The sequence below is a fragment of the Enterococcus sp. 2STP genome (assembly GCF_032465635.1).
Lineage (GTDB): Bacteria > Bacillota > Bacilli > Lactobacillales > Enterococcaceae > Enterococcus_B > Enterococcus_B lactis.
On record NZ_JAWDJH010000009.1, the window covers coordinates 27,663 to 49,605 of the forward strand.

Annotated in this window: 21 protein-coding genes and 1 riboswitch; of the genes, 1 reads left to right on the top strand and 20 read right to left on the bottom strand. The window is 40.1% G+C overall.

The annotated features are described in order from the left end of the window. Positions 1-107 precede the first annotated feature (107 nt). The 12 genes from pknB to RWU19_RS02135 form a co-directional block, all read right to left on the bottom strand. Entirely contained in the window at positions 108-2,177 is a 2,070-nt protein-coding gene (gene pknB, locus RWU19_RS02080; RefSeq protein ID WP_002293056.1) for a Stk1 family PASTA domain-containing Ser/Thr kinase, read from the bottom strand. Further along, complete coding sequence (locus RWU19_RS02085) at positions 2,174-2,914, bottom strand: Stp1/IreP family PP2C-type Ser/Thr phosphatase (protein WP_002315895.1); 741 nt, start codon at positions 2,912-2,914, stop codon at positions 2,174-2,176. The genes pknB and RWU19_RS02085 overlap by 4 nt, the downstream gene beginning before the upstream one ends. A 12-nt stretch (positions 2,915-2,926) precedes the next feature. Further along, positions 2,927-4,285, bottom strand: coding sequence for a 16S rRNA (cytosine(967)-C(5))-methyltransferase RsmB (rsmB, locus tag RWU19_RS02090; protein WP_002293058.1), 1,359 nt, complete (start codon positions 4,283-4,285; stop codon positions 2,927-2,929). Next, the gene (gene fmt, locus RWU19_RS02095) at positions 4,285-5,223 is read right to left on the bottom strand and encodes a methionyl-tRNA formyltransferase (RefSeq protein WP_086286428.1); all 939 of its coding nucleotides are present in this window, start codon (positions 5,221-5,223) and stop codon (positions 4,285-4,287) included. The genes rsmB and fmt overlap by 1 nt, the downstream gene beginning before the upstream one ends. After that, on the bottom strand, positions 5,216-5,707 hold the full coding sequence (gene def, locus RWU19_RS02100; RefSeq protein ID WP_002315893.1) for a peptide deformylase: 492 nt from the start codon (positions 5,705-5,707) through the stop codon (positions 5,216-5,218). Before def ends, fmt begins: the two co-directional genes overlap by 8 nt. Before the next feature lie 14 nt (positions 5,708-5,721). Next, positions 5,722-8,127, bottom strand: coding sequence for a primosomal protein N' (gene priA, locus RWU19_RS02105; RefSeq protein ID WP_123837798.1), 2,406 nt, complete (start codon positions 8,125-8,127; stop codon positions 5,722-5,724). Positions 8,128-8,379: 252 nt separating this feature from the next. After that, positions 8,380-8,685 carry a DNA-directed RNA polymerase subunit omega gene (gene rpoZ, locus RWU19_RS02110; protein ID WP_002287365.1) on the bottom strand — a complete coding sequence of 102 codons (306 nt, stop codon included), beginning with the start codon at positions 8,683-8,685 and terminating at the stop codon, positions 8,380-8,382. A gap of 4 nt (positions 8,686-8,689) precedes the next feature. After that, positions 8,690-9,304 carry a guanylate kinase gene (gene gmk / locus RWU19_RS02115; RefSeq protein ID WP_002293062.1) on the bottom strand — a complete coding sequence of 205 codons (615 nt, stop codon included), beginning with the start codon at positions 9,302-9,304 and terminating at the stop codon, positions 8,690-8,692. A gap of 335 nt (positions 9,305-9,639) precedes the next feature. Next, a complete protein-coding gene (locus RWU19_RS02120; protein WP_033650092.1) occupies positions 9,640-9,924 on the bottom strand; it encodes a hypothetical protein in 285 nt (94 codons plus the stop codon). 17 nt (positions 9,925-9,941) lie between these two features. Beyond that, positions 9,942-10,832 (bottom strand): YicC/YloC family endoribonuclease, encoded by an 891-nt coding sequence (locus RWU19_RS02125; RefSeq protein ID WP_002315890.1) that lies wholly within the window; start codon positions 10,830-10,832, stop codon positions 9,942-9,944. 19 nt (positions 10,833-10,851) lie between these two features. Continuing rightward, the gene (locus RWU19_RS02130; protein WP_002293064.1) at positions 10,852-11,070 is read right to left on the bottom strand and encodes a YdbC family protein; all 219 of its coding nucleotides are present in this window, start codon (positions 11,068-11,070) and stop codon (positions 10,852-10,854) included. After that, a complete protein-coding gene (locus tag RWU19_RS02135; protein ID WP_104764583.1) occupies positions 11,040-12,740 on the bottom strand; it encodes a patatin-like phospholipase family protein in 1,701 nt (566 codons plus the stop codon). The genes RWU19_RS02130 and RWU19_RS02135 overlap by 31 nt, the downstream gene beginning before the upstream one ends. A gap of 256 nt (positions 12,741-12,996) precedes the next feature. Between RWU19_RS02135 and RWU19_RS02140 the strand changes: the two genes are divergently transcribed. Continuing rightward, positions 12,997-13,770, top strand: a complete 774-nt coding sequence (locus RWU19_RS02140) for a hypothetical protein (protein ID WP_002293067.1) — start codon at positions 12,997-12,999, stop codon at positions 13,768-13,770. A gap of 82 nt (positions 13,771-13,852) precedes the next feature. Here the strand turns inward: RWU19_RS02140 and thiT are convergent, their stop codons facing one another. The 8 genes from thiT to ispE all read right to left on the bottom strand — a co-directional run bounded on the left by thiT (position 13,853) and on the right by ispE (position 21,813). Then, positions 13,853-14,422: an energy-coupled thiamine transporter ThiT gene (gene thiT / locus RWU19_RS02145; protein WP_002293068.1), complete on the bottom strand. Its 570-nt coding sequence runs from the start codon at positions 14,420-14,422 to the stop codon at positions 13,853-13,855. Between the two features lie 65 nt (positions 14,423-14,487). Further along, positions 14,488-14,590, bottom strand: a riboswitch (TPP riboswitch). 5 nt (positions 14,591-14,595) lie between these two features. Continuing rightward, complete coding sequence (locus RWU19_RS02150; protein WP_002287347.1) at positions 14,596-15,567, bottom strand: ribose-phosphate diphosphokinase; 972 nt, start codon at positions 15,565-15,567, stop codon at positions 14,596-14,598. Positions 15,568-15,660: 93 nt separating this feature from the next. Then, positions 15,661-17,034 carry a bifunctional UDP-N-acetylglucosamine diphosphorylase/glucosamine-1-phosphate N-acetyltransferase GlmU gene (glmU, locus tag RWU19_RS02155; RefSeq protein ID WP_002298200.1) on the bottom strand — a complete coding sequence of 458 codons (1,374 nt, stop codon included), beginning with the start codon at positions 17,032-17,034 and terminating at the stop codon, positions 15,661-15,663. A 258-nt stretch (positions 17,035-17,292) separates the two neighbouring features. Continuing rightward, a complete protein-coding gene (gene purR, locus RWU19_RS02160) occupies positions 17,293-18,111 on the bottom strand; it encodes a pur operon repressor (protein WP_002287345.1) in 819 nt (272 codons plus the stop codon). 166 nt (positions 18,112-18,277) lie between these two features. Beyond that, complete coding sequence (locus RWU19_RS02165) at positions 18,278-19,102, bottom strand: metal ABC transporter permease (RefSeq protein ID WP_002287344.1); 825 nt, start codon at positions 19,100-19,102, stop codon at positions 18,278-18,280. Beyond that, complete coding sequence (locus RWU19_RS02170; RefSeq protein WP_002315885.1) at positions 19,075-19,755, bottom strand: metal ABC transporter ATP-binding protein; 681 nt, start codon at positions 19,753-19,755, stop codon at positions 19,075-19,077. Before RWU19_RS02170 ends, RWU19_RS02165 begins: the two co-directional genes overlap by 28 nt. Positions 19,756-19,776: 21 nt before the next feature. After that, positions 19,777-20,715 carry a metal ABC transporter substrate-binding protein gene (locus tag RWU19_RS02175; RefSeq protein ID WP_123837797.1) on the bottom strand — a complete coding sequence of 313 codons (939 nt, stop codon included), beginning with the start codon at positions 20,713-20,715 and terminating at the stop codon, positions 19,777-19,779. Between the two features lie 246 nt (positions 20,716-20,961). Beyond that, a complete protein-coding gene (gene ispE, locus RWU19_RS02180) occupies positions 20,962-21,813 on the bottom strand; it encodes a 4-(cytidine 5'-diphospho)-2-C-methyl-D-erythritol kinase (RefSeq protein ID WP_086286424.1) in 852 nt (283 codons plus the stop codon). Between the last annotated feature and the right edge of the window lie 130 nt (positions 21,814-21,943).

Below are 21,943 nucleotides of genomic sequence, written 5' to 3' on the forward strand. Positions count from 1 at the left end.
AAAGGGATAGAAAACACAAAAAAGGGACTGCGACACAGTCCCTTCGAATAAACGGTGTTCCAGAAGTAGCTTCTGTCACAACCTCTTTGTTCTATTTTATTAAAAACTTATTTTGAGCTTTCTGAGGTACTATCTGATGAACTTGTGGTGCTGGAAGATTCTTCTTTGGAAGAGCTGCTCGTACTGCTAGAGCTACTTGAGCTGCTAGAACTGTCTGAAGAATCTTTCTCAGAACTAGAAGACGCTGGGTCTGGTCCTTTAGAGTAAATCACGTTTACAACCATTCCTTTGGTAATCGTCGTACCTGCCCCTGGCACTGTACGGATTACTTTGTCCTTATCCACCGTGCTTGAATATTCAGAAGTCTCATGACCGATATATTCTGCACCAATACTAGCCAAATAACTTTGTGCTTCGCTTTTTGTATAGCCGGAGATGTCATTCAGTTTAGGTTCTGTTCCTTGGCTTACGACAAAACTGATGTAAGTTTCTTCTGCTACAACTTCACCTGAGGCTGGATCCTGGCTAATGATCGAACCCGATGGCACAGTGTCGCTATAGTCATAAGTAGCACTAATGTTATTGATATTGAATCCTTGTGTAACAAGCCAATTACGGACAGTTTCGTAGTTTTCTCCTACATGACTACTCAAAGTCACTGTTTCTGGTCCTTTGCTGACTGTGAAAGTAATCGTGTCTGTTTTAGGATCGACTTCTGTATCTTCTGATGGAGATTGCGAAATGATCATTCCGCTTTCTACCTCTGAACTGAATTCCTCTTCTTTTTGAATCAAATCAGCAGAAAATCCTAATTCTTTCAAACTTGCTTCAGCATCTTCATAACTTTTACCACTGTAATCATCTAATTTGATTTTTTTCGTGCCACTGCTGATATAAAGAGTGACTTCGCGTTTTTGCTTGACTGTCGTTCCCGCTGCTGGGTCTGTCTTCACCACATTGCCTTCTTCGATTTTGTCATCTGCAATTTCTTCTGTTTTTGTTGCTACTTCTAATTTCGCTTTTGCGAGTGTTTCTCTGGCGGAAGCTTCAGAAAGATCAGAAACATCAGGAACAACAACTTCTCCCCGTCCGCCAGAAGCAAAGAATACAGCTGTTCCGATTCCTAAAACAGCGAGGACAGCTAACAGAATCAGCCACCATTTTTTCTGCCCTTTCTTTTTAGGGTCAGGCAGAACTTCTTCCTCTTCCGGCAATGTTTCGTTTCTCGGTTCGTCTTTTGGCAGAGGCATAGATTTGAATGAATCCGGCATTGGTGTATCTGCCGCAAGCGGTGTGATAACTTTTGTTTCGTTATCCATCGCATGAGGTTGCCATTTTTCTTCGTTTGCACGAGCTGGTGATAATACTGTAGAAAGATCATCAGACATTTCTTCGGCTGACTTGTAACGGTCTGCAGGTTCTTTAGCCGTCGCCCGTAAAATCACATTTTCCAGTGCTTGCGGTACATTTGGATCAAGTGCCTTTATGGATGGAAGATCATCTTGGAAATGTTTTAAAGCAATCGTCACAGCAGATTCACCGTCAAACGGCACGCTACCTGTCAGCATCTCATAAAGAATGATCCCTAAAGCATAAATATCTGACTGCTTCGTTGCCATACTCCCTCTTGCTTGCTCAGGAGATAGGTAATGAACAGATCCCAGCATCGTATTTGTCTGTGTGATCGATGTTTCAGATAAAGCAATAGCAATCCCGAAATCCGTGATTTTTACTACACCTTCGTTATCGATCAATACGTTTTGGGGTTTCAAATCTCGGTGGATGATTTGATGGTTATGAGCTAAAGAAATAGCAGAAAGAATCTGCTGCATAATATTTACTGCTGTTTCATAAGGAACAGGATAATGTGTTTGGATATATCGTTTCAAGTCCATTCCTTTGACGTATTCCATCACTAGATACTGCATATTGTCTTCTTCACCAACATCGTAAACACTGACAATATTTGGATGAACGAGTTCTGTTGCTGCTAAAGCTTCTCGCTGAAATCGTCGAATCGCGGTTTGATCATTTTGAAAGTCGAATCGTAAGACTTTGACTGCTACATCTCGATCCAAGATCAAATCGTGCGCCAAAAATACATTAGCCATACCACCACTACCGATATTCCCCGTGATTTGATAACGGCCATTTAATTTTTTTCCCAACTCGATCATACACTGTCCTCCTTATATTCGATAAGAAGAACGGTGATATTATCCGCTCCGCCTGCTTCATTGGCACGATCAATCAGCTCAGTTACTTTATGGGATAACGGGCCTTCTTGATTAATGATCGTTCCTATTTCTTCTTCAGATAGCATATTCGTCAAGCCATCTGAACATAACAGCAAGCGATCTTTTAGTTGCCAAAGATGAGTAGAAACATCTACTTCGACTGTTCCTGGCATGCCGACAGAACGTGTTAAAATATTCTTTCTTGGATGGTTCACTGCCATTTCTTCGCTGATTTCCCCTGATTTGACTAGTTCGTTAACTAAAGAATGATCCTCTGTCAATTGCATGATTTTATCTTCGCGAATCAAATACGCTCTGCTGTCGCCAACATTCGCAATCGTGAACCAGTCATCTGACAGAGCTGCCGCTACGATTGTTGTTCCCATACCGTTATATTCCGGCTGTTCTTGTCCTCGCTGATAAATCAGCACATTTTCCTCTTGGATCGATTGAATGAACCACTGGGCGATTTTTTCATCGTCGGCAGCTTCTTGTTCTTCCCAAGCTTCGCCTAGATTTGTTACCGCCATTTGACTAGCAATGTCTCCAGCACGGTGGCCACCCATCCCATCTGCTAATACAGCAAGCTTGAGACCTGAACGGCTAGTAAATACACTGGCATAGTCTTGATTGGTGTTACGTCGTCTTCCTACATCTGATTGATATTCAATCTGCATTTTTTCACCTCATTACTTTTTGCGCAAACAACAAATGAAAAATCCATCTGTGTAAAACTGATGCGGATACAAAGTCAACATTTTCTCTACGATTGATGATTGTAGCATAGGATCGGTCAAAACATCAATCCTCTCAAAATCAGGGTGTGTTTCCAAGAAAGCAGAAACAACGTCTTGGTTTTCTTCTTTTAAGATCGTACAAGTACTATAAGTCAGAATACCGGAAGACTTTAAAGCTGGTGCGCAGCTTTCTAAAATTTCCAATTGGATTTTTGGTAAATTCGCTAATTCATCCGGCTGTTTTTTATAACGGATATCTGGTTTTCGCCGAAGGAGCCCTAGACCTGAACAAGGCGCGTCTACTAAAATCCGATCGAACTGCTCTGGTTCAAACTGCTTGCTGACTTCTCTAGCATCCATCTTTTGAGCGTAAACAGCAGAAGAGACACCCAGACGTGTTGCATTTTCTTCAATGAGTTTGACTTTGTGTTCATGTACATCTAAAGCAATCACTTCCCCACCACATGAAGGATCCAAAAAAGAAGCAATATGTGTCGTCTTACCTCCGGGTGCTGCACAGGCATCTAAGACATGATGTTCAGGCTCGATTTGCATAGACGGCGCTACAAGCATCGAACTTTCATCTTGGATCGTCATGACGCCATCGTGGAACAATGAGCTAGAAGCTAAATGCCCTTTTTTCGCTACTATACCGTATGGACTGACTTGGCTTTTTTCAGCTGTGATCTCTTCTTCTTGCAAAACAGTGATGGCCTGATCTCTGGAAAGTCGGCGTGTATCTACTCGGGCACTAGCATGGCTAGGCTGATATAGCGATAAACCGAGCTTTTCAGTTTCTTCGTAACCGATTTGATCCACCAACCGCTTCGTCATCCATAGAGGCAGGCTGATTTTGACAGAAAGTCTTTCGATAGGATCAGTAATGCCTTGCAGATCTGGTGCTCCTTGACGCTGATAATTCCTCAAAACACCATTTACAAATTTTCCTGTCCCAGGATTTCCTTTTACTTTCGCGATTTCGACCGCCTCGTTTAAAATAGCATGTGCAGGGACTTTATCTAAAAATTCTAATTGATATACAGAAAGATAAAGAAGCGTCTTGACCCAGTCATCCACTTTTTTTGCTTTAGCGATCAATGGTGCAACGTAAAATTCCAATAGTCGCTGATGGCTAATCGTACCGTAGATCAATTCTGTAAATAGACCCACATCTTTTTGATTTAGCTCGCTTTGTTTGATCATCTCATTCAACAAAAGATTCGAGTAGGCGCCGCCCTTGTTCACTCGCTCTAATGTCAGTAATGCCATATATCGTACAGATTTTTTCATTTTTTTAGGGATTTTTTTCATTATTTCACCTGCTGACCAATCTGAACTTGCTGACCGCTTCCGTTAAGAAAATCGTGTACGGCTTGTTTTCCTTTACCAGCTGGCTGTAATTCATTGATGGCTAATACGGTCTGTTTACCGCAAGCAATCCATAGATTTTTTTTGTCTTTTCGGATGATCGTGCCTGGTGCTTCGTCTGTACTTTCTGCCAGTACTTCAACCGATAATAATTTCCAGCGTGTACCTTCATAGGTCGTGAATGCAATCGGCCAAGGACGCATCCCGCGTACTTGGTTGTCAATTTCTTCTGCAGTTTTATGCCAATCGACCGCTTCTTGTTCACGTGTGATGTTTGGCGAAAAAGTGGCTTTTGACTCGTCTTGAGGAACTGGTTTTTGTCCATTCAAAATATTAGGCAATGTTTCTAGCAATAGCTTTCTTCCTAAAAGGCTGAGCTTTTCAAACATCGTCCCCACATCATCTTGTTTAGTGATTGGCATGCTTTCTTGCGCATAGATTCCGCCTGCATCCATTTTTTTGATCATTTCCATGATCGTTACACCAGTTTCTTTCTCCCCGCTCATGATGGCATAATGAACAGGCGCACCTCCCCGATATTTAGGAAGTAAAGAAGCATGGACATTGATTGCCCCTAATTTTGGCACTTGCAATAACTTTTCAGGCAAGAATTGACCAAACGCCGCAGTGACGATCAAATCAGGCGCCAATTCAATGATTTCTTCCATTTCTGGCGAACCGGAGATTTTCTCTGGTTGCAACACACGGATACCGTGCTTTAGAGCAGCTTCTTTTACCGGTGTCGGCGTAATTACTCGTTTCCGCCCAACTGGACGGTCGGGCTGTGTGACTACTGCCTGGATCTCGTAGCCTGATTCTATCAGCCCTTCAAGAATTGGCACAGAAAAAGCAGGTGTGCCCATAAATACTAACTTAGTCATCAAGATGTTCCTCCATATATTCTTCAAGTTCTTCTTCCGGGATCTGCTGTACCATTTTCTCAATGAACAGAATACCGTCTAAGTGATCGATTTCATGCTGGAAGGCACGGGCTAAATAGCCGAAAGCTGTCACTTCTATCTCTTCTCCATCTCGGTCATAATAGCGTACAGTCACTTCATCTGCTCGCTTGACTGTTCCATAGACATGCGGAATACTGAGACAGCCTTCTACGTCCATGCTTTCACCTTTTGCTTCAATGATTTCTGGGTTTATCAGTTCGAATTTTTCGCCTTCATCTACTTCGATCACAGCGATTCTCTTGTTTTTTCCTACTTGAGGAGCAGCAATCCCTATTCCGTCATTCGCAATCATCGTCTCATATAAGTTGTCTAACAAAGCAATCGTTTCATCCGTGATCACGTCGATTGGCTGAGCAGGTCTTTTTAATTTATCATTAGGGTGGATCAATATAGGATAGCGCATAAGTTGGTCCTTTCTTAAATAAAGTTTAATGGTTCGTTGTCAATTGCCACAAAAAGACCTTGCCGCTGTTCTTTCTGGCTTCCATTCAAGATTTCATCCAAAACATGAGGAAGATTCGGCTCATGTTTATATTTGATGATCAGTTGATAATAGTATCGATTTTTCACTCTCAAAATCATGCTGGGTGTTGGTCCTAGTAACAAACTTTGAGGACTTAATACTTCTTTTAGCTGATTGGCAATCTGAAAGATTTTCTTTGCCGCCACTTGTTCTTCAGGATGGCTGGCAGTTATTTTCACAGTAAAGTAATACGGAGGGTAACCTCCACGATGCCGTACATGCATTTCCTGCTGATAAAACTGTTCATAGTTTTGTTTTTTAGCCAATTCTATGGCGTAATGCTGAGGATTGAACGTTTGGATCACGACTTCACCTGGTTTTTCCGCTCGTCCTGCTCGTCCTGAGACTTGGGTCAGCAATTGGAATGTATGCTCGCTAGAACGAAAATCCGGTAAATTCAGGGAGGTATCGGCATTCAACACGCCAACTAATGTGACTTCTGGAAAATCCAAGCCTTTAGCGATCATTTGTGTCCCTAATAAAATATCTGCTTCTTTTGCACCGAATTTTTGTAAAATCTGTTCGTGTGCCCCTTTTCTTCGGGTGGTATCTACATCCATACGCAAAATCCTAGCTTGCGGATAAAGTTCTCGGAGTTCCTCTTCTACTTTTTGGGTGCCTGTCCCATAGTAGCGGATTTTGTTGCCCCCACAATTGGGACAGCGATTAGGAATAGGTTCTTCGTGTCCGCAATAATGACAGCGCATCGAACGTGTATCCATATGCAAGGTAAGAGAGATATCGCAATTAGGGCATGGGAGAACAAATCCGCAGTCTCTGCACATCACAAAAGACGAATATCCTCGACGATTGAGCAATAGGACAGTTTGTTCTTTTTTGTCTAACCGATCTTGTATCTTTTCCTGCAAATTAGCAGAAAAAGTAGAGGTCCGATGATTCTGAAACTCTTCACGCATGTCTACGATCTCAATAGCTGGAAGTTGTGCAGCTGCTTTGGCTCGGTGGTTCAACTGCAATAACTGATACACACCTTTTTGAGCTCGTGCTCTTGATTCCAAAGAGGGTGTCGCACTTCCAAGGACTATTGGGCAATGATGGTATTTACTGCGCCAAATAGCTAAATCTCTCGCATGATAACGCGGCGTCTCATCTTGTTTATAACTTGATTCATGTTCTTCATCGATAATGATCAATCCTATATTTTTCAGCGGAGCAAAAATAGCAGAGCGTGCGCCTACTACTACTTGTGCTTCTTCCCGCTCGATCTTGCGCCATTCATCATATTTTTCACCTTGGGAAAGTCCGCTATGTAAGACCGCAACTGATTCACCGAAGCGTCCTTTGAATCGCTCGACCATTTGCGGAGTCAATGCGATTTCAGGCACTAACATAATAGCCGTTTTATTTTCTGACAAAACATCAGCGATTGATTGAAGATATACTTCTGTTTTTCCACTACCGGTGATTCCCTCTAGCAAAAAGACCTGATCTTTTTGTTGCTGACCTGCTGTGATGATTTGTTCGACAGCATTTTTTTGTTCTGCATTCAGTTCCAATGCCGTCGTTTGGTCAAATACTCGGTCTTGATAAGGGTCTCGATAACGTTCTGATTCTACAAACTCCAGCCAGCCCTTTTCTTTTCCTTGATTCAAGACAGCAGTACTGATTTCTTTATCTTTGAAATAAGCGATTGGTTCTTCTTGGCTCAGTTCAGATAAACACAAAAGAAGCTCTTTTTGTTTCTTGGCATTTTGCCGTAATTTTGCCCATTCTTCTTCGATTTGCTTTTCAGTTAATAGGGAACGGACCAAACGAATCGTTTTTACTTTATTTCGTGTATGGACTTCGTATTTGATATCTACTAATTGCTCTTGGCGCCAACGAATCAACTGAGAAAGGCTGCCTTCTTCTGCTTCTTTCCAGGAAATCACTTCCCGTTGACCAAACAATGCCTGAATTTCTGGTGTATCTGCCAAAGGATAGATCAATTTATCATATTCTGCTTTCATCACACTCGGAAGCATCGTTTGTAGACAAGTGATTTTGAATGCATAAGTGATCTTTTTCATATAATCAGCTAATGAAAGTAATTCTTCATTGACCACTGGGGCAAGGTCCAGCAAACGGATCACTGCCTTCAACGATGGGTTAGCTGATTCTTCTGATTTTTGGATAGCCATAACAAATCCTTGGACATGACGATTGCCATTACCAAAAGGGACCTCTACCCGCATCCCGACTTGCAAAGCTGTTTCCATTTCAGAGGGAACCAGATAGGTGAATGGCTGATCGGTCTGCATAGTAGGTACGTCCACAATGACTTCAGCTGTTAATGTCATGGTTCGTTTCCTCCTTTTTTTGTCTTTTCATATCAAGCGACAAAAAGTTCCTTGCCTATTTTACTAGAGATCGCTGGATTTGTCTTATTTTCTGCCAAATCCTAACAAAAAATTAACAGCGGATAAGAAAAAAAAGAACTGTGTCAAAAAGTTCAGACACAGCCTTTTCTACCAGACAATAAGTGGCGAATGTTTGAAAAGGAAACAGCTGGGTTTGCTTTTCTTTTTAGATGTTCGCTCTACTTTTCTTTATTACATTTTTTGCTCTTCGCGGATACGTGATTCCAATTCGTGTTGTTCACGTTCTTTTTGAGCTTGACGTTCCTCTTCTTCCATCTTCAAACGTTCACGTTTTAATTCAGGATGAGGATCATTGACTACATTCCCTGCATCGATTTCTTCTAAAGCTTGACCAACGCTTTTTACTGAATCAAAAGAATCTAGTGTAGGTTGTGCACTTGCATCCAACTCATGCGCGCGTTTACTTGCTAAAATTACTAGAGAATATTTTGAATTTACACGATCTAATAGTGAGTCAATTGAAGGTTTTAACATCATAAGACTACATCTCCTTTAACATTTTAATATATTTACCGATTACGCGATCTACTCGAAAATGTTCACTGGCAATAATGTGTTTGATTCGTTCAACTGCTAGCGGCACTTCATCATTCACAACAGCATAGTCGTAAAGAGCCATCATTTCGATTTCTTCTTTTGCAACTTTCATTCGTTCTTCGATTACTTCATCTGCATCTGTTCCTCGGCCTACGATCCGTGATTTTAATTCCGCTAAATCTGGCGGAGTCAAAAAAATGAATACACCATCGGGCACTTTTTCTTTGACTTGTTTTGCTCCTTGGACTTCAATCTCCAAGAAAACATCTTTTCCTTCATCCAATGTCTTGTTGACATATGACAAAGGCGTTCCATAATAATTCCCGACATATTCTGCGTATTCCAGCATCTCTCCAGCTTCGATCATTGATTCAAACTCTTCTTTGCTTCGGAAGAAATAATCAACGCCTTCGACCTCCCCTTCACGCATTTTACGGGTAGTCATTGAGATTGAATACTGAAAATCATTATCCTCACTCTCAAAAATTGCTTTTCGTACTGTGCCTTTTCCTACACCGGATGGACCAGACAACACGATTAATAATCCACGCTCTGACATGACGACGTCCTTTCAACTAGTCTTTTTGTACTTATCGTTTATTTTGCACTTTTTTTCTGCAACTTTCAAGGTTATCTTTAATTATAGCTAGAAATTGGCAAAAAAGCTACCCTGCATCAAGTAATAAGAACAGCCAAATAAAAATGGCTTCTCACATTTTTGCATAAATTTGGCTTCATACCGAGAAAATGTTTTTTGAACATCACTTATTCAAAATAAAAAAAGATTGTGACACGAATTTTGTCACAACCTTTAAATGTATTCCTAGAGCAAAGAAGCTAAGCGTAGAAATGCAATTCTGATTATTTATTGTATTTCTTTGTTCAACGTCCTTGCTAAAAGCCCATATTGGACAAAGTATTCACTACACCCATGATCTCATCTTTTCGAGAACGTGCTTTTTCTGTCGGATCTTCTACCTCTTCTGTGTCGATTCGAACAATAAATTTCCGATTCATCGTCACGTAAGCACCGTCGTTGATCAAAATAAACAGTTCGTTCTCAGTATAGTCTGCACAGGCATCTTTCCATACGTCAAAGCCGTTTTTTTCAGAAGGGATATCCCGTTTAACAACAGTTTTTCCACTTAATTCGTGGAACGTTACGTCATAGTATTTCATTGTCTCTACCTCTTTCGTCATTCAATATTTTGGACCTGTTCTCTGATTTTTTCTAAGATCGTCTTGGATTGGACGACTTGATTTTTAATTTCGATTGCATTTGATTTGGAACCGATCGTGTTGATTTCCCGATTCATTTCCTGGATCAAAAAATCTAATTCTCGCCCTACAGGACATTGCGCCTCGATAAGTTCATCTAGTTTTTGGACATGGATCGCCAAACGGTCCAGTTCCTCGTGGATATCTCCACGTTCCAGCAAGATAGCCAACTCCGTCAGCAACCGTTGCTCATCCACTTTCGCTCCAAGAAATTCCTCCAGCTTTTTTTGATACCTTAATTGAAATTCCTGTTCATAGATGTCTACAAAACTATTGAGTTTTTTTAGTACTTGTTTGAATTCTTCCGTGTTCTTTTTCAGCACTGAAGCTAAGGCTTGTCCTTCTTTTTCTCGACTGGCTTCAATAGAATCAAGTGCACTTTTCAATGTATCTAGAGCTAACTGTGCCAATTCTTCCATGCTCTCTTCCGGTTTTTCTTCTACCGTTACGAAGTTTTCATCCAGCGCGAAGCGTTCCGCCAGCCGACGAATTGACACTTGATTTTGACTCCCGTATCGTTGTTGAATCCCGTCTGTCAATTGGGTGATAAGTGAATCAATCAATTCCCAGTTGATGACGATCTGCTTTTCGTTTTTGCCAATATAAGCTAGATTCACAAATACCTCGATCCGTCCGCGGCTTAACTGCTGTTTGATAAGCTGACGAAAATCGTTTTCAATAAAGTTCAGGATTTTAGGACTTCGTATTTGGACATCTAGAAAACGCTGATTGACACTTTTTATTTCGATATCTAGCTGATATGCTTTTGTTTCGCGGATGGCTTTGCCAAAACCAGTCATACTTTTCATTCGACAGGGTCCTTCCTCATTACATATTTTCTATTGCTTTTTGCAGTTGTTCAAACTCTTCGTTCGTCAGTGTCAGCCCTTTCCCCATCTTTTCATGGTCGGGTGCCCAATCTCGAAGATCGAATTTCGGCGGACGACCATTCCAGCTAACTAAGTTCAGCTCTTTACGCCATCCTTTGTTGTTTTCTGATAAAACAGCGATTTCTTCTACGATTTCATATGAAAATTCTTGTGCCATGGTTGTTCCTCCTTGAGATAATATAAATATAGGATCAGTAATGTGTCAACTGGCTGTTCAAGCAGTTCACGCTGCAAACGATCCTTACATTTTTCTTGCAGCAGTTTTTCAAAATAAACGGCTTTCGTGCGTTCATTTTGTATTTTCTGCTGATATTTTCGATACCTCCGCCATTCTTCTGTACTTAATTGACCAACTTGTGCCAATAAATCGTCTGGCATACTTTTTCTATCTTGTTGGCAGATCATTTGAAACATCCAATCTACTTCATAGACTTTGTTTGGCAATAAAAAATGTTTTTTTGCTAAAAGTTCCAGCATCGCCAGTCCGCATGTTTCTGGTTCGACCCTGTTCTTATATATATTACGCAGTTTTTGCCAAAATTTTATGGTTTTGAAAAAAGATAGCTCTAACTGAAGTTCTTTTATTAAGTAAGATAAAAATCCACGCCAGCATGTTCCTGCTTGTTTGACAGAATCAAATGTATACCAATTCCCGTAGTAACAGCCTAATCGTTTTTTCATTTCCAGATAGCCTAATTGTAAATTTAATTGGTTTCTTTGGCTATCAAAAAGCAGAAAGCTGCCAAGCGTCCACAATGTTTGACATTTCCAATGGATAAACGTATCTGGCACACGGATTCTTTTCGCTGGCCCTGGTCCTTGCACATCCACGACAAACGCCTCTGTTGCGCCTTCGTTAATCGCGATGTCAATAGGAATTTTGTTACGATATCCACCATCTGCATATTTATTTTTTCCGATCTTTCGGTAAGCCATAGCAGGATAAAATGAAGCAGAGGCAAGTATCCAATCTGGTATTTCTTCTGTTTTTGTTTGTTGGATAGCAGTCACTACTTCCGCTAGTTCTGGCAATTTAGTAGACACCGTGTATAAACGTATTTTGGAATTGTATTTGAGCAAAGACAAATCTAAATTTTCCTTGACCAGCTTTTCCAATGGCGCAGACGAAACCCCACCTTCAACTAGTGCCGTTTTCGTCATTTGGCGTCTTTCTTGATAGAAACGTTCACGCAAGTCTTCTACGTCAGCCATTTCTGGTAACGCAAGCACTTGTCTGGTTGATAGCTTTTTCCATAAACCCACAGCTTTTTCCATGTCTCCTTGTAAAATCAATGCGCCGTTCAGCGCACCTACCGAGGTCCCAGTGATGATTTCAAATTGGATGTTATGTTCCTTCAGCGCCTGCCATACACCAATCTGATAGGCACCGTGTGCTCCCCCTCCTCCTAATACAAGTGCTGTGTGATAGACCAGCTTTTTATTTAGTTGCATGGTTCCTTGATAGCCGTTTTTATGAAAAATACGCAACCATTCTTCTGATAGAGGAGATTGAAATAAAAAACAACAGTTTTCTTTAATAAAAAAACGAGCGCAAGCTTCCATATGCTGAAAAAGTTTTTGCCATTCAAAAGTTTCGCCTTCAATCAGCAAGTTATTAAAAATAACATCTTCTCTACTTTTATCAATAGTAAAATAGATGGTATATTTTTTTGATACTGCTTCAAAGGCACATTGCTTTTTTGCAGAACGCCAAAATGCTTCTCTACTTTCTTGATGGCTTTGAAAAAACGGAAGAGGTTGTTTTGCTTGGTTGATACGCGAATACAGCGACATTTTCTGTGAAAAGTAAACTTTTTTTATCTCCATCGCTTTCTCCTTTTTCTTCAAGTATACCAGTACGTCGAAAAAAGTTCATGAGTATCGTATTCGACTTTGGATATTCCATAAGAAAACAATTCATAAAACCACCTTTAAATAAAAAATACAAAAATTAATTGAAAATGAGAGTATTTTCAATGAAAACGTGATTTTGTAATGGAATTTTAAAATAAAAGAAACAAGCTTTTTTTATGCAAATGTTGTAAAATAAAAGAGATTAAGAGGAAATAAGAGGAGGAACATGATGACTGAGTCAGTTTATGTACATATTGATACCACAAGTAATGCTGTTTTAACAAAAGGACTGACTGCTACTGATTTTGCGAACAGTATCGTGCATTTTCCTCAAAACTTGCTTTTGCTTGATCCATCTGCTTCTGCTGGAGAATACGAATCTCATACAGGACTGAAAGTAATCCGTGGTACAGAAAATATCCAGCGTTTCTTTTCCTCTTCTCGAAACAGGCGTGGATTCGATGAATTGAAATGGATCGACTTTACTGATTTAACGATGCTGAAAGAATTGACACCTTTAGAAATTTCAGAATTGTTATATTTTGGCCATATGAAAACACACCTCCACTCACCATTTTTTTATAAGCTACAAAATAATTTCGTGTACTTCGATCTGAACGATCAGTTGAACCGAATTTATTATCGCTATTTAGATGAATTTTACAGGATTTTTGCTAGTAAATTAAGTTCTATCCTGTCAGATAAGATCAATGTAAAAAAATCCTTTTTTAAAAAGGAAACTCCTGTTGAAAAAATCAGTGTGGAATTATTGAAAGAAATGCGTAATTTAATGCAGGAAGGGATCATTTTTTCTTTTGATCAAGTTGGTTTGATCGATGACGAATACCGTATTCCTATTTATGTGATTGAGGACTATATTTGGAAATTGAAAGGTACTCGGTATCGGGAAGAAGAAGTCGTCGCTACTTTAATCTACTCTGTCAACGATCGGCGCTGGCAATTGGTAGAAGATGCCGGTCTTTCTTATCTGCCATTGAAGTGAATCTATTTCTTACCGAAAAACAAAAAGGAAACAAGGAACTTAGGACATGATTCTGTCTCAAGTTTTTTGTTTCCTTTTTTATTTAAAGATTCTGTCGTTTATCTGGCACAAAAAGCGATGGAATCGTTTGTTGGATCCCTAATAAAACGATCATCGTCACAATCGCTGTGCTCAACCCGCTAGCACCATTCATTACGAAAGAAAAGAGCCAAGGATTCATCCCCCATAGTGCATAGGCTCCCCAGAAAACAACTCCCGCAATAAAATGCCAAAAATATCTGGAAAGTGCGCCAATCAATGCACCAAACACTATGTTTTTTCTGATTTGTTTCGTATTTCCATCTGCATAGCTTTTTTGGACATTTGAAGCCATGAGCCCTGCTGCACCTGCAAAAGTATAAGCAATCGGATACTCAATCAACACTTGAACGACACTTAAATAATAAACTTGTCCCAACGGAAAGTGTAAGATCCCCCAAATGAAACCTGCCAGCATCCCTGCCTTTGTCCCTCTTCTTAACGCAAAAAGAGTCAATGGAATCTGCCCTAATGAAATAGAAAAGCTGCTGCCGATCTGGATTGGTATCAATGACAGCACCATCGCTAACGCTGCAACAATCGTTCCTTCTACCCAAACTCTATTTTTTCCCATAAAAAAACTTCCTCCTTTGAATAAAAAAGTCACAAAGGAGGAAGCAGCTTTCGAAAATCTTCAAACAGCTGTTTTTTCACAATTCCTACGCTCGCATAACCGAAACAGGTACGAAGGGTTTAGAAATAGATTCAATCTCAGCCCAATTGGACTCCCCTTTGTGAGTTTATTTATTATTTATTTTTTGTTTCAAATAATGGACTAACTGGTTTGTTTTCATGGATACGTTTGATTGCATCTCCCATTAGTCCGCCAACACTTACTTCATCGATTTTATCGATTTTACGATCTTCTGGAAGATAGATCGAGTCTGTGACAACTAGTCGCTCGATAGCTGAATCTTCTATTCTTTGTAAAGCAGGACCAGATAATACTGGATGGGTACATGAAGCATACACACTTGTTGCACCAGCTTCTTTCAAAGCATTGGCAGCCAATGTGATCGTACCTGCTGTATCGATCATATCGTCGATCAGTACACAAGTTTTGCCTTTGACTTGACCAATGATGTTCATTACTTCTGCAACATTTGCTTTTGGACGGCGTTTGTCGATGATCGCAATCGGAGATTTCAAGAATTCCGCTAATTTACGTGCTCGTGTAACGCCACCGTGGTCTGGTGAAACAACGACAACATCGTCGCCTTTGATTCCTTTTTCCAAGAAATAATTAGCAATAAGTGGCGCACCCATCAAATGATCGACTGGAATATCAAAGAAACCTTGGATTTGGACTGCATGAAGGTCCAAAGTCAGCATTCGTGTTGCACCGGCTTTTTGGATCATGTTTGCTACTAATTTCGCTGTGATTGGTTCCCGTGCACGTGCTTTACGATCTTGACGCGCATAACCATAATAAGGCATGACTACGTTGATTGTTTTTGCACTTGCTCGTTTCAGTGCATCAATCATGATCAGCAACTCCATCAAGTTATCATTGACTGGGCTGCTCGTTGATTGGATCACATAGACATGCGATCCACGAATACTTTCTTCAATGTTTACTTGAATTTCTCCATCACTAAATTGAGTAACAGATGATTTTCCTAACTCGACACCGACTGCTGCTGCAATTTTCTCTGCTAATGGGCGATTGGAATTTAACGCAAAAATTTTTAATCTTGGGTCAAAGTAATGTTTTGACATGGGGACCTCCACTTTCTTTTTCACAACTCTAGAATTCTACCTAATAAATAGTAGTCATATTTTTTAAATAAATCAAGTGATTTTGCAAAAGTCTTAGTTTAGATAAGGGAGTTTTTTTGCATATCCTTCTTTATTGACTTGTCTTGCTCTCGCAATTGCCAGCGCATATTCTGGAATATTGTCTGTAATTGTTGACCCGGCAGCAATCGAACTGTTTTTAGCTACCTCGACAGGTCCGATGATATTCGTGCTAGAACCAATAAAGCTGTGGTCGCCGACAGTCGTATGATGCTTGTTCTTTCCATCATAGTTGACGAAGACAACACCACATCCGACATTGATCTCTTCTCCCAACGTAGCATCACCAACATAAGTCAAGTGACCGACTTTCGTTCCTTTGCCGATTTGAGCATTTTTCACTTCCACAAAGTTTCCGATATGGACGTTTTCGCCAATTTCAGCTTTTGGTCGTAAATGTGCATAAGGTCCCACATCTGCATGCTTCTTGACATGGCTGCTTTCAATGACTGAGTTTTCAATGACGACGTGATCCTCAATCCTACTGTCTACGATTTTTGAATGTGCCCCGATGACACAATCAGAACCGATGACTGTATTGCCTTGGATTTGTACACCTGCTTCAATCAATGTGTCTGGACCAATCTCTACGCCTGCATCGATGTATGTCGTTGCTGAATCGACAAAGCTTACGCCATTGACCATATGCATCTGGTTGATCCGCTTTCTCATGATCTCATTTGCTTTAGCTAACGCGATCCGATCATTGACTCCCATTGATTCTTCGAAATCATCTGTTTGATAAGCAGCAACTGTATTGCCTTCTTCTTTTAAGATTTCGATGATATCTGTCAGATAGTATTCACCTTGAGCATTGTTTGTTCCGACTTTGCTTAACGCATCGAACAAAGCTTCGTTGTCAAAACAGTATGTTCCTGTATTGATTTCTTGTACAAGTGCTTCTTCTGGTGTTGCGTCTTTTTGTTCCACGATTTTTTCTACGATCCCAATATGGTCACGAATGATCCGACCATATCCTGTTGGGTTTTCTGCTTGTGCCGTCAAGATCGTCGCACTTGCATTTTTTCCTTGGTGATATTCAAAAAGATTGTTCAGCGTTTCAGTAGTCAATAATGGTGTATCGCCACTGATAACTAACGTCGTTCCTTTTTTTCCTTCCAAGAAAGAAGCGGCTTGCAAAACAGCATGTCCTGTTCCCAATTGCTCCGCCTGTAACGCATATTTACTGCGTTCTCCTAGTTGTGCTTTGACTTGTTCTGCTCCGTGTCCAACGATGGTAATCACTTCATCTGGTTTCGTTTCACTGACCCGATTGATGATATGTTCTACCATAGGTTTACCAGAGACGGGATGTAAAACTTTATATAATTTTGACTTCATGCGGGTACCTTTCCCTGCCGCCAAAATAATTGCATAACGTGCGTCCAACTGCGTCACTCCTAAATATAGTTTGCTGATTTCAGTTTATCCCAGTATACCCATTTTTTCAACAAAACAAGTGATTTTCTTTCACCACGGTGTTCTTTGGATAAAAAAATAGATAGACCATAAAGGGCCTATCTATTGGGTAACCGGTGCTCTCCTGCCAACTCCTCGGTATTAAGCCAAATTTATGAAAAAATGTGGAAAGCCATTTTCACAAAATTTTTCTTACTACTCGAAACTAAGCGGCTTTTTCACAACCTCTTATTCTGAAAAATAATTTCCCGGCACAACCGTGATATTTTTCGTTTGAGTATCTACATCTTTGACATAAAGCAGTGACGTATAATCATCGATAGCGCGATGTCCGTTGAATTTCGATTCGGCAAATACAGTGATGCCAACAAGTTCTGATTCGAATTCTTCGATCAAGCTCTTCATTCCGTTAACTGTTCCGCCGCCTTTCATGAAATCATCCACTACAAGGACACGTGAACCACGTTTCAAGCTTCTCTTAGACAATTCCATTTTTTCAATTCTTTCAGAAGAACCGGACACATAGTTGACACTTACTGTTGATCCTTCTGTTATTTTTGAGTCTCGGCGTACAATAACGAATGGTGCATTCAGATAATAGGACACAGCTTGGGCAATAGGTACGCCTTTTGTGGCTACAGTCATTACAGCATCGATTTTTTCACCAAGGTATTTAGAAGCAATGATTCTCCCAACTTGACGCAGCAGTTCAGGTTCTCCTAACAAATCAGAGAGATAAACATATCCTCCTGGAAGCAGACGATCTTGTTCTGATAGACGTTCTGCTAGAGATTCAATATATTTTTTCGCCTCTTCATATGAAATTTCAGGGATGAACAATACACCACCTGCAGCACCTGGGATTGTTTCCAAGGTACCATACCCTCGTTCTTTAAATGTTTTCTTGATGATTCCCAAATCTTCACTGATGGAAGATTTAGCAGATTCATAACGTTCGGCAAAGCTTGTTAAGGAAATCAATTCATGCGGGTGATTCAATAAATACTGTGTCATGTCAACCAGACGTTCACTGCGACGTACTTTCACCTATTCCAACTCCTTTTAAGAAATTTTATCGTTTTACATTATATAAGTTTTTCTTCAAAAATTCGAGCATTTTATGAAAAAATAAGAAAATAGTTCGGTATTTATTAAAATAAAAAGAAGCCTATAAAAAATTTTTCGTTTTTATCAGGCTTCTTTTCTTTATCATTCAGTTATTTTTTCTTCTAAAGGCAACCAATATTCGTTTGATGATATTTACAATCAGGAACAAAGCAATAAAGACTAATGTGATTGTTGCTCCTGGAGGGGTATCTAGATAAAACGAGCTAGTCAATCCTGACAGCATCCCTAGAAATCCGACACAAACACTGATAGCAATCACAACATTGAAACTTTTACCTAACCGCATACCGATTGCTGCAGGAAGAACCATGATTGCGGATATCAAAAGTGCACCGGCAATCGGGATCATCACAGCAATAGCTACACCAGTAATCACATTGAACATCATTGACATCAAATGAACGGGTAATCCATCTACATGAGCGGTATCCTCATCAAAAGTCAGAACATACATCGGACGTTTGAATAAAAAGAACAATATACCGATCGCAACGAATAAGATTCCTAAAAAGATGACTTGCTCCCAAGTAATGGTCACGATCGAACCAAACAGATAAGATTGGATGCTTGTTGCAGAATTCCCGCCACTCAGATTCATTAATACTAAAGCTAGCGCTAAACCGCCAGCCATTAAAATGGCAATGGAGATTTCCGAATAGGTTCGGTAGATCGTTCGCAGATATTCCAATATCACAGCTGCTAGCACAACGACTAGCATGGTCGTAAGTGTAGGATTAAGGTTCAAAAAGAATCCTAACGCTACCCCTGCTAAAGAGACATGGGAAAGTGTATCAGCCATCAGCGATTGTCTTCTGATCACTAAAAACACACCTAGCATCGGGGCGATCCCCGCTATGAAGATAGCCGCAAGAAAAGCTCTTCTCATGAATTCATATGAAAGCAACGCCATTGAGAATCCTCCTTTCTCACCAGTCGGATCTGTCTGTCCGCATACTGTTTGATATCTTCATGATCATGAGTGATCATTAGAACTGATTTCCCATGGACATGGGCACTATGTCGAAGAAGGCGATAAAACTCATTTCGAGACTCTTCATCCATTCCTGTTGTTGGCTCATCAAGGACAAATAAGTCAGGATCAGTAGCAAAAATACGTGCTAAGCTGATCCGCTGCTTTTGTCCGCCAGACAATTCACCTATCCGCCGGTTTCGCATATCCCACATCCCAACAGCTTCTAGAGCCCGCTGTACATGTTGATGATCTTTTTCAGAGAGACGCTTGAACCAGCGGCCTCTTGGGTATCTTCCTGATCGGACTAATTCGATCACCGTACTTGGAAAACCTGCATTGAAAGATGCAACTTGTTGGGGAATATAGCCGATACTTAATTTTTTTCCCTCTTGATTTTTCTCAGCAATCTTTATCGTTCCTTTTGAAGGTTTCAGTAATCCTAACGATGCTTTCACCAAGGTTGACTTGGCTGCTCCATTTTCTCCAGTCAAAATGACAAATTCACCCGCGTCTACATGATAGGAGACATCTTCTAGTACTGGTTCATCATCATAATAAAAGGTCAAATCAGATATTTCGATGTAACGCACCTTATAACCTCCATTCTAGACTTAATTGATACTTTCTTTTAAAGCTTCCAGATTTTTTTCCATGACAGAAATATAATTTTCGCCTGCTTTGATTTGTTCATTGGTCAAGCTTTCTAAAGGATTCAACACCTCTAACTTCACACCCGTTTCATTCGACAATGTCTCTGCCACCTTCGAAGAGGCGTTTTCTTCAAAGTAAATCACTTTGATGTTGTTTTTCTTCACAAATTCTTTTAGTTCAGCTAAGCGGCTTGGTGTTGGTTCCTGATCTGGCGAAACACCTGAAATCGCCACTTGTTCTAAGTTGTATTGATTCGCTAAATAAGCAAAAGCAGCATGCTGAGTGACGAATGTGCGGTTTGTCGCATTTTTGAGTTCTTCGGAGTATTTTTGATCCAGTGCTTCAAGCTTTTTGATATAAGCATCAGCATTCTTCGTAAATATTTCCTTTTTATCTGGATATTTTTCGCCTAATTCTCCAGCAATTGTTCTGACTTCTTTTATAGCTAATACCGGATCGAGCCAAACATGGGGATCATATTCATGCGCATGATTATGTCCTTCTTCTGATTCTTCGTGTTCATCTGCTTCTTGAGATTCTAAGCGGTCAATTCCTTTAGCTGCTTCGATCATCAAGGTCTGTTTGCTGTCCACTGAATCCTTCAACGAATCCACGAAAAATTCCATGTCTGAACTATTATACACGAAAACATCTGCATCGGAAATTTCTGCTCTTTCTTTTGCGCTTGGTTCAAAATCATGAGGCTCCGTTCCGGCAGGGATCAAAAGTTTCACGTTTCCTTCGTCCCCTACGATCTCTTTTGTAAAATCATATATCGGATAAAATGTCGTAACGATCGTCAAGTCTTCTTTTTTATCTGCTTCCTTATTCGTATTTCCACATGCTGCAAACAATAAAGCACCTATCATTACCGTAGCTGTCAAAAGATATTTTTTCATCTATATGCTCCTTTCAAATAAACAAATCGTAATTTTACGATTTATCAACGTGAATTAATGTATCAAAATAAAAAAACGCCGTCAATAGAAATCCATCAATTTCTGATTTAAACATGGATATTCTGATTAAATCGTAAAATGGATGAGTTAACACTCATGTTTAAGCTGTTCATTACAATAAAAAAACTGAAGAATCCTATTTTAGGACTCCTCAGTCTTTCCTTACCTGTTTTACTTCTTCTATTTTTATTGCAAGGTTCGTACTAAATAAACTTCTTCACAAAAACCCTTTAACCCATTATATACTCTCTGCGCTCTTGAATAATGTTGGCACAAGGCAAAAACGGTTGGTCCGCTTCCACTCATCAATGCAGCATCTGCTCCGTACTTGACCATACGTTCTTTGATTTGATGGATGACTGGATGCCGGTTTCCCGTTACATCTTCTAAACTGTTTCCCATTTTTTTGATCATCTGCTGATAATCTTGCTCTCGGATGGCTTCAACAAGTCCGTGGATATCTTGATGTTGGATAACTTGCGTATCTACTTCCCTAAACACTGTACGTGTGGAAACACTCATTCTTGGTTTGACCAACACAACCCAGCACTGCGGCATAGAAGGTAATACTTGGATTTCTTCCCCTTTACCTCCGACAAAAGCCGTACTTCCATATACACAGTAAGGAACGTCTGTACCAACTTCCAAACCGATCTCTGCTAGCTCTTCTAATGAACAACCTAGATTCCATAATTGGTTGATCCCTCTTAAAGCAGCTGCACAGTCTGTACTTCCTCCGCCTAATCCAGCGGCTACTGGAATATTCTTCTTAACAAAGATCTTGACACCGGTTTTGATATTGTATTTGTTTTTTAATAATAAAGCAGCTTGATAAACATTGTTACGCTCATCTACCGGTAAAAATGCTTTATTTGTTTCTACAATGATTTTATCTTCTGCTATTTCTTCAAAAAATAGATGATCTGCCAAGTCTACGCTCGACATCACCATTTCCAACTCATGATACCCATCTTGCCGTCTATATAATACATCCAGTCCTAAATTTATCTTGGCTGGCGCTTTTTCAATCAATTCCATCCTCTCACCCATTCGAAAAGTCTAAGTCGCAAGTATTCTATCATAGGGAAAAATAAAAGTATAGCTTATGTCCGCTTAGCTGTTGATTTTGTCATCGTTTCAACAGCTTTCATAGAATTTTCTCTTCATA

Coding starts and splice junctions, on each gene's coding strand:
- pknB (WP_002293056.1), bottom strand. CDS start 2,177: ATGATCGAGTTGGGAAAAAAATTAAATGGCCGTTATCAAATCACGGGG.
- RWU19_RS02085 (WP_002315895.1), bottom strand. CDS start 2,914: ATGCAGATTGAATATCAATCAGATGTAGGAAGACGACGTAACACCAAT.
- rsmB (WP_002293058.1), bottom strand. CDS start 4,285: ATGAAAAAAATCCCTAAAAAAATGAAAAAATCTGTACGATATATGGCA.
- fmt (WP_086286428.1), bottom strand. CDS start 5,223: ATGACTAAGTTAGTATTTATGGGCACACCTGCTTTTTCTGTGCCAATT.
- def (WP_002315893.1), bottom strand. CDS start 5,707: ATGCGCTATCCTATATTGATCCACCCTAATGATAAATTAAAAAGACCT.
- priA (WP_123837798.1), bottom strand. CDS start 8,127: ATGACATTAACAGCTGAAGTCATTGTGGACGTACCTACTATGCAGACC.
- rpoZ (WP_002287365.1), bottom strand. CDS start 8,685: ATGATGTTAAAACCTTCAATTGACTCACTATTAGATCGTGTAAATTCA.
- gmk (WP_002293062.1), bottom strand. CDS start 9,304: ATGTCAGAGCGTGGATTATTAATCGTGTTGTCTGGTCCATCCGGTGTA.
- RWU19_RS02120 (WP_033650092.1), bottom strand. CDS start 9,924: ATGAAATACTATGACGTAACGTTCCACGAATTAAGTGGAAAAACTGTT.
- RWU19_RS02125 (WP_002315890.1), bottom strand. CDS start 10,832: ATGAAAAGTATGACTGGTTTTGGCAAAGCCATCCGCGAAACAAAAGCA.
- RWU19_RS02130 (WP_002293064.1), bottom strand. CDS start 11,070: ATGGCACAAGAATTTTCATATGAAATCGTAGAAGAAATCGCTGTTTTA.
- RWU19_RS02135 (WP_104764583.1), bottom strand. CDS start 12,740: ATGGAGATAAAAAAAGTTTACTTTTCACAGAAAATGTCGCTGTATTCG.
- RWU19_RS02140 (WP_002293067.1), top strand. CDS start 12,997: ATGACTGAGTCAGTTTATGTACATATTGATACCACAAGTAATGCTGTT.
- thiT (WP_002293068.1), bottom strand. CDS start 14,422: ATGGGAAAAAATAGAGTTTGGGTAGAAGGAACGATTGTTGCAGCGTTA.
- RWU19_RS02150 (WP_002287347.1), bottom strand. CDS start 15,567: ATGTCAAAACATTACTTTGACCCAAGATTAAAAATTTTTGCGTTAAAT.
- RWU19_RS02165 (WP_002287344.1), bottom strand. CDS start 19,102: ATGGCGTTGCTTTCATATGAATTCATGAGAAGAGCTTTTCTTGCGGCT.
- RWU19_RS02175 (WP_123837797.1), bottom strand. CDS start 20,715: ATGAAAAAATATCTTTTGACAGCTACGGTAATGATAGGTGCTTTATTG.
- ispE (WP_086286424.1), bottom strand. CDS start 21,813: ATGGAATTGATTGAAAAAGCGCCAGCCAAGATAAATTTAGGACTGGAT.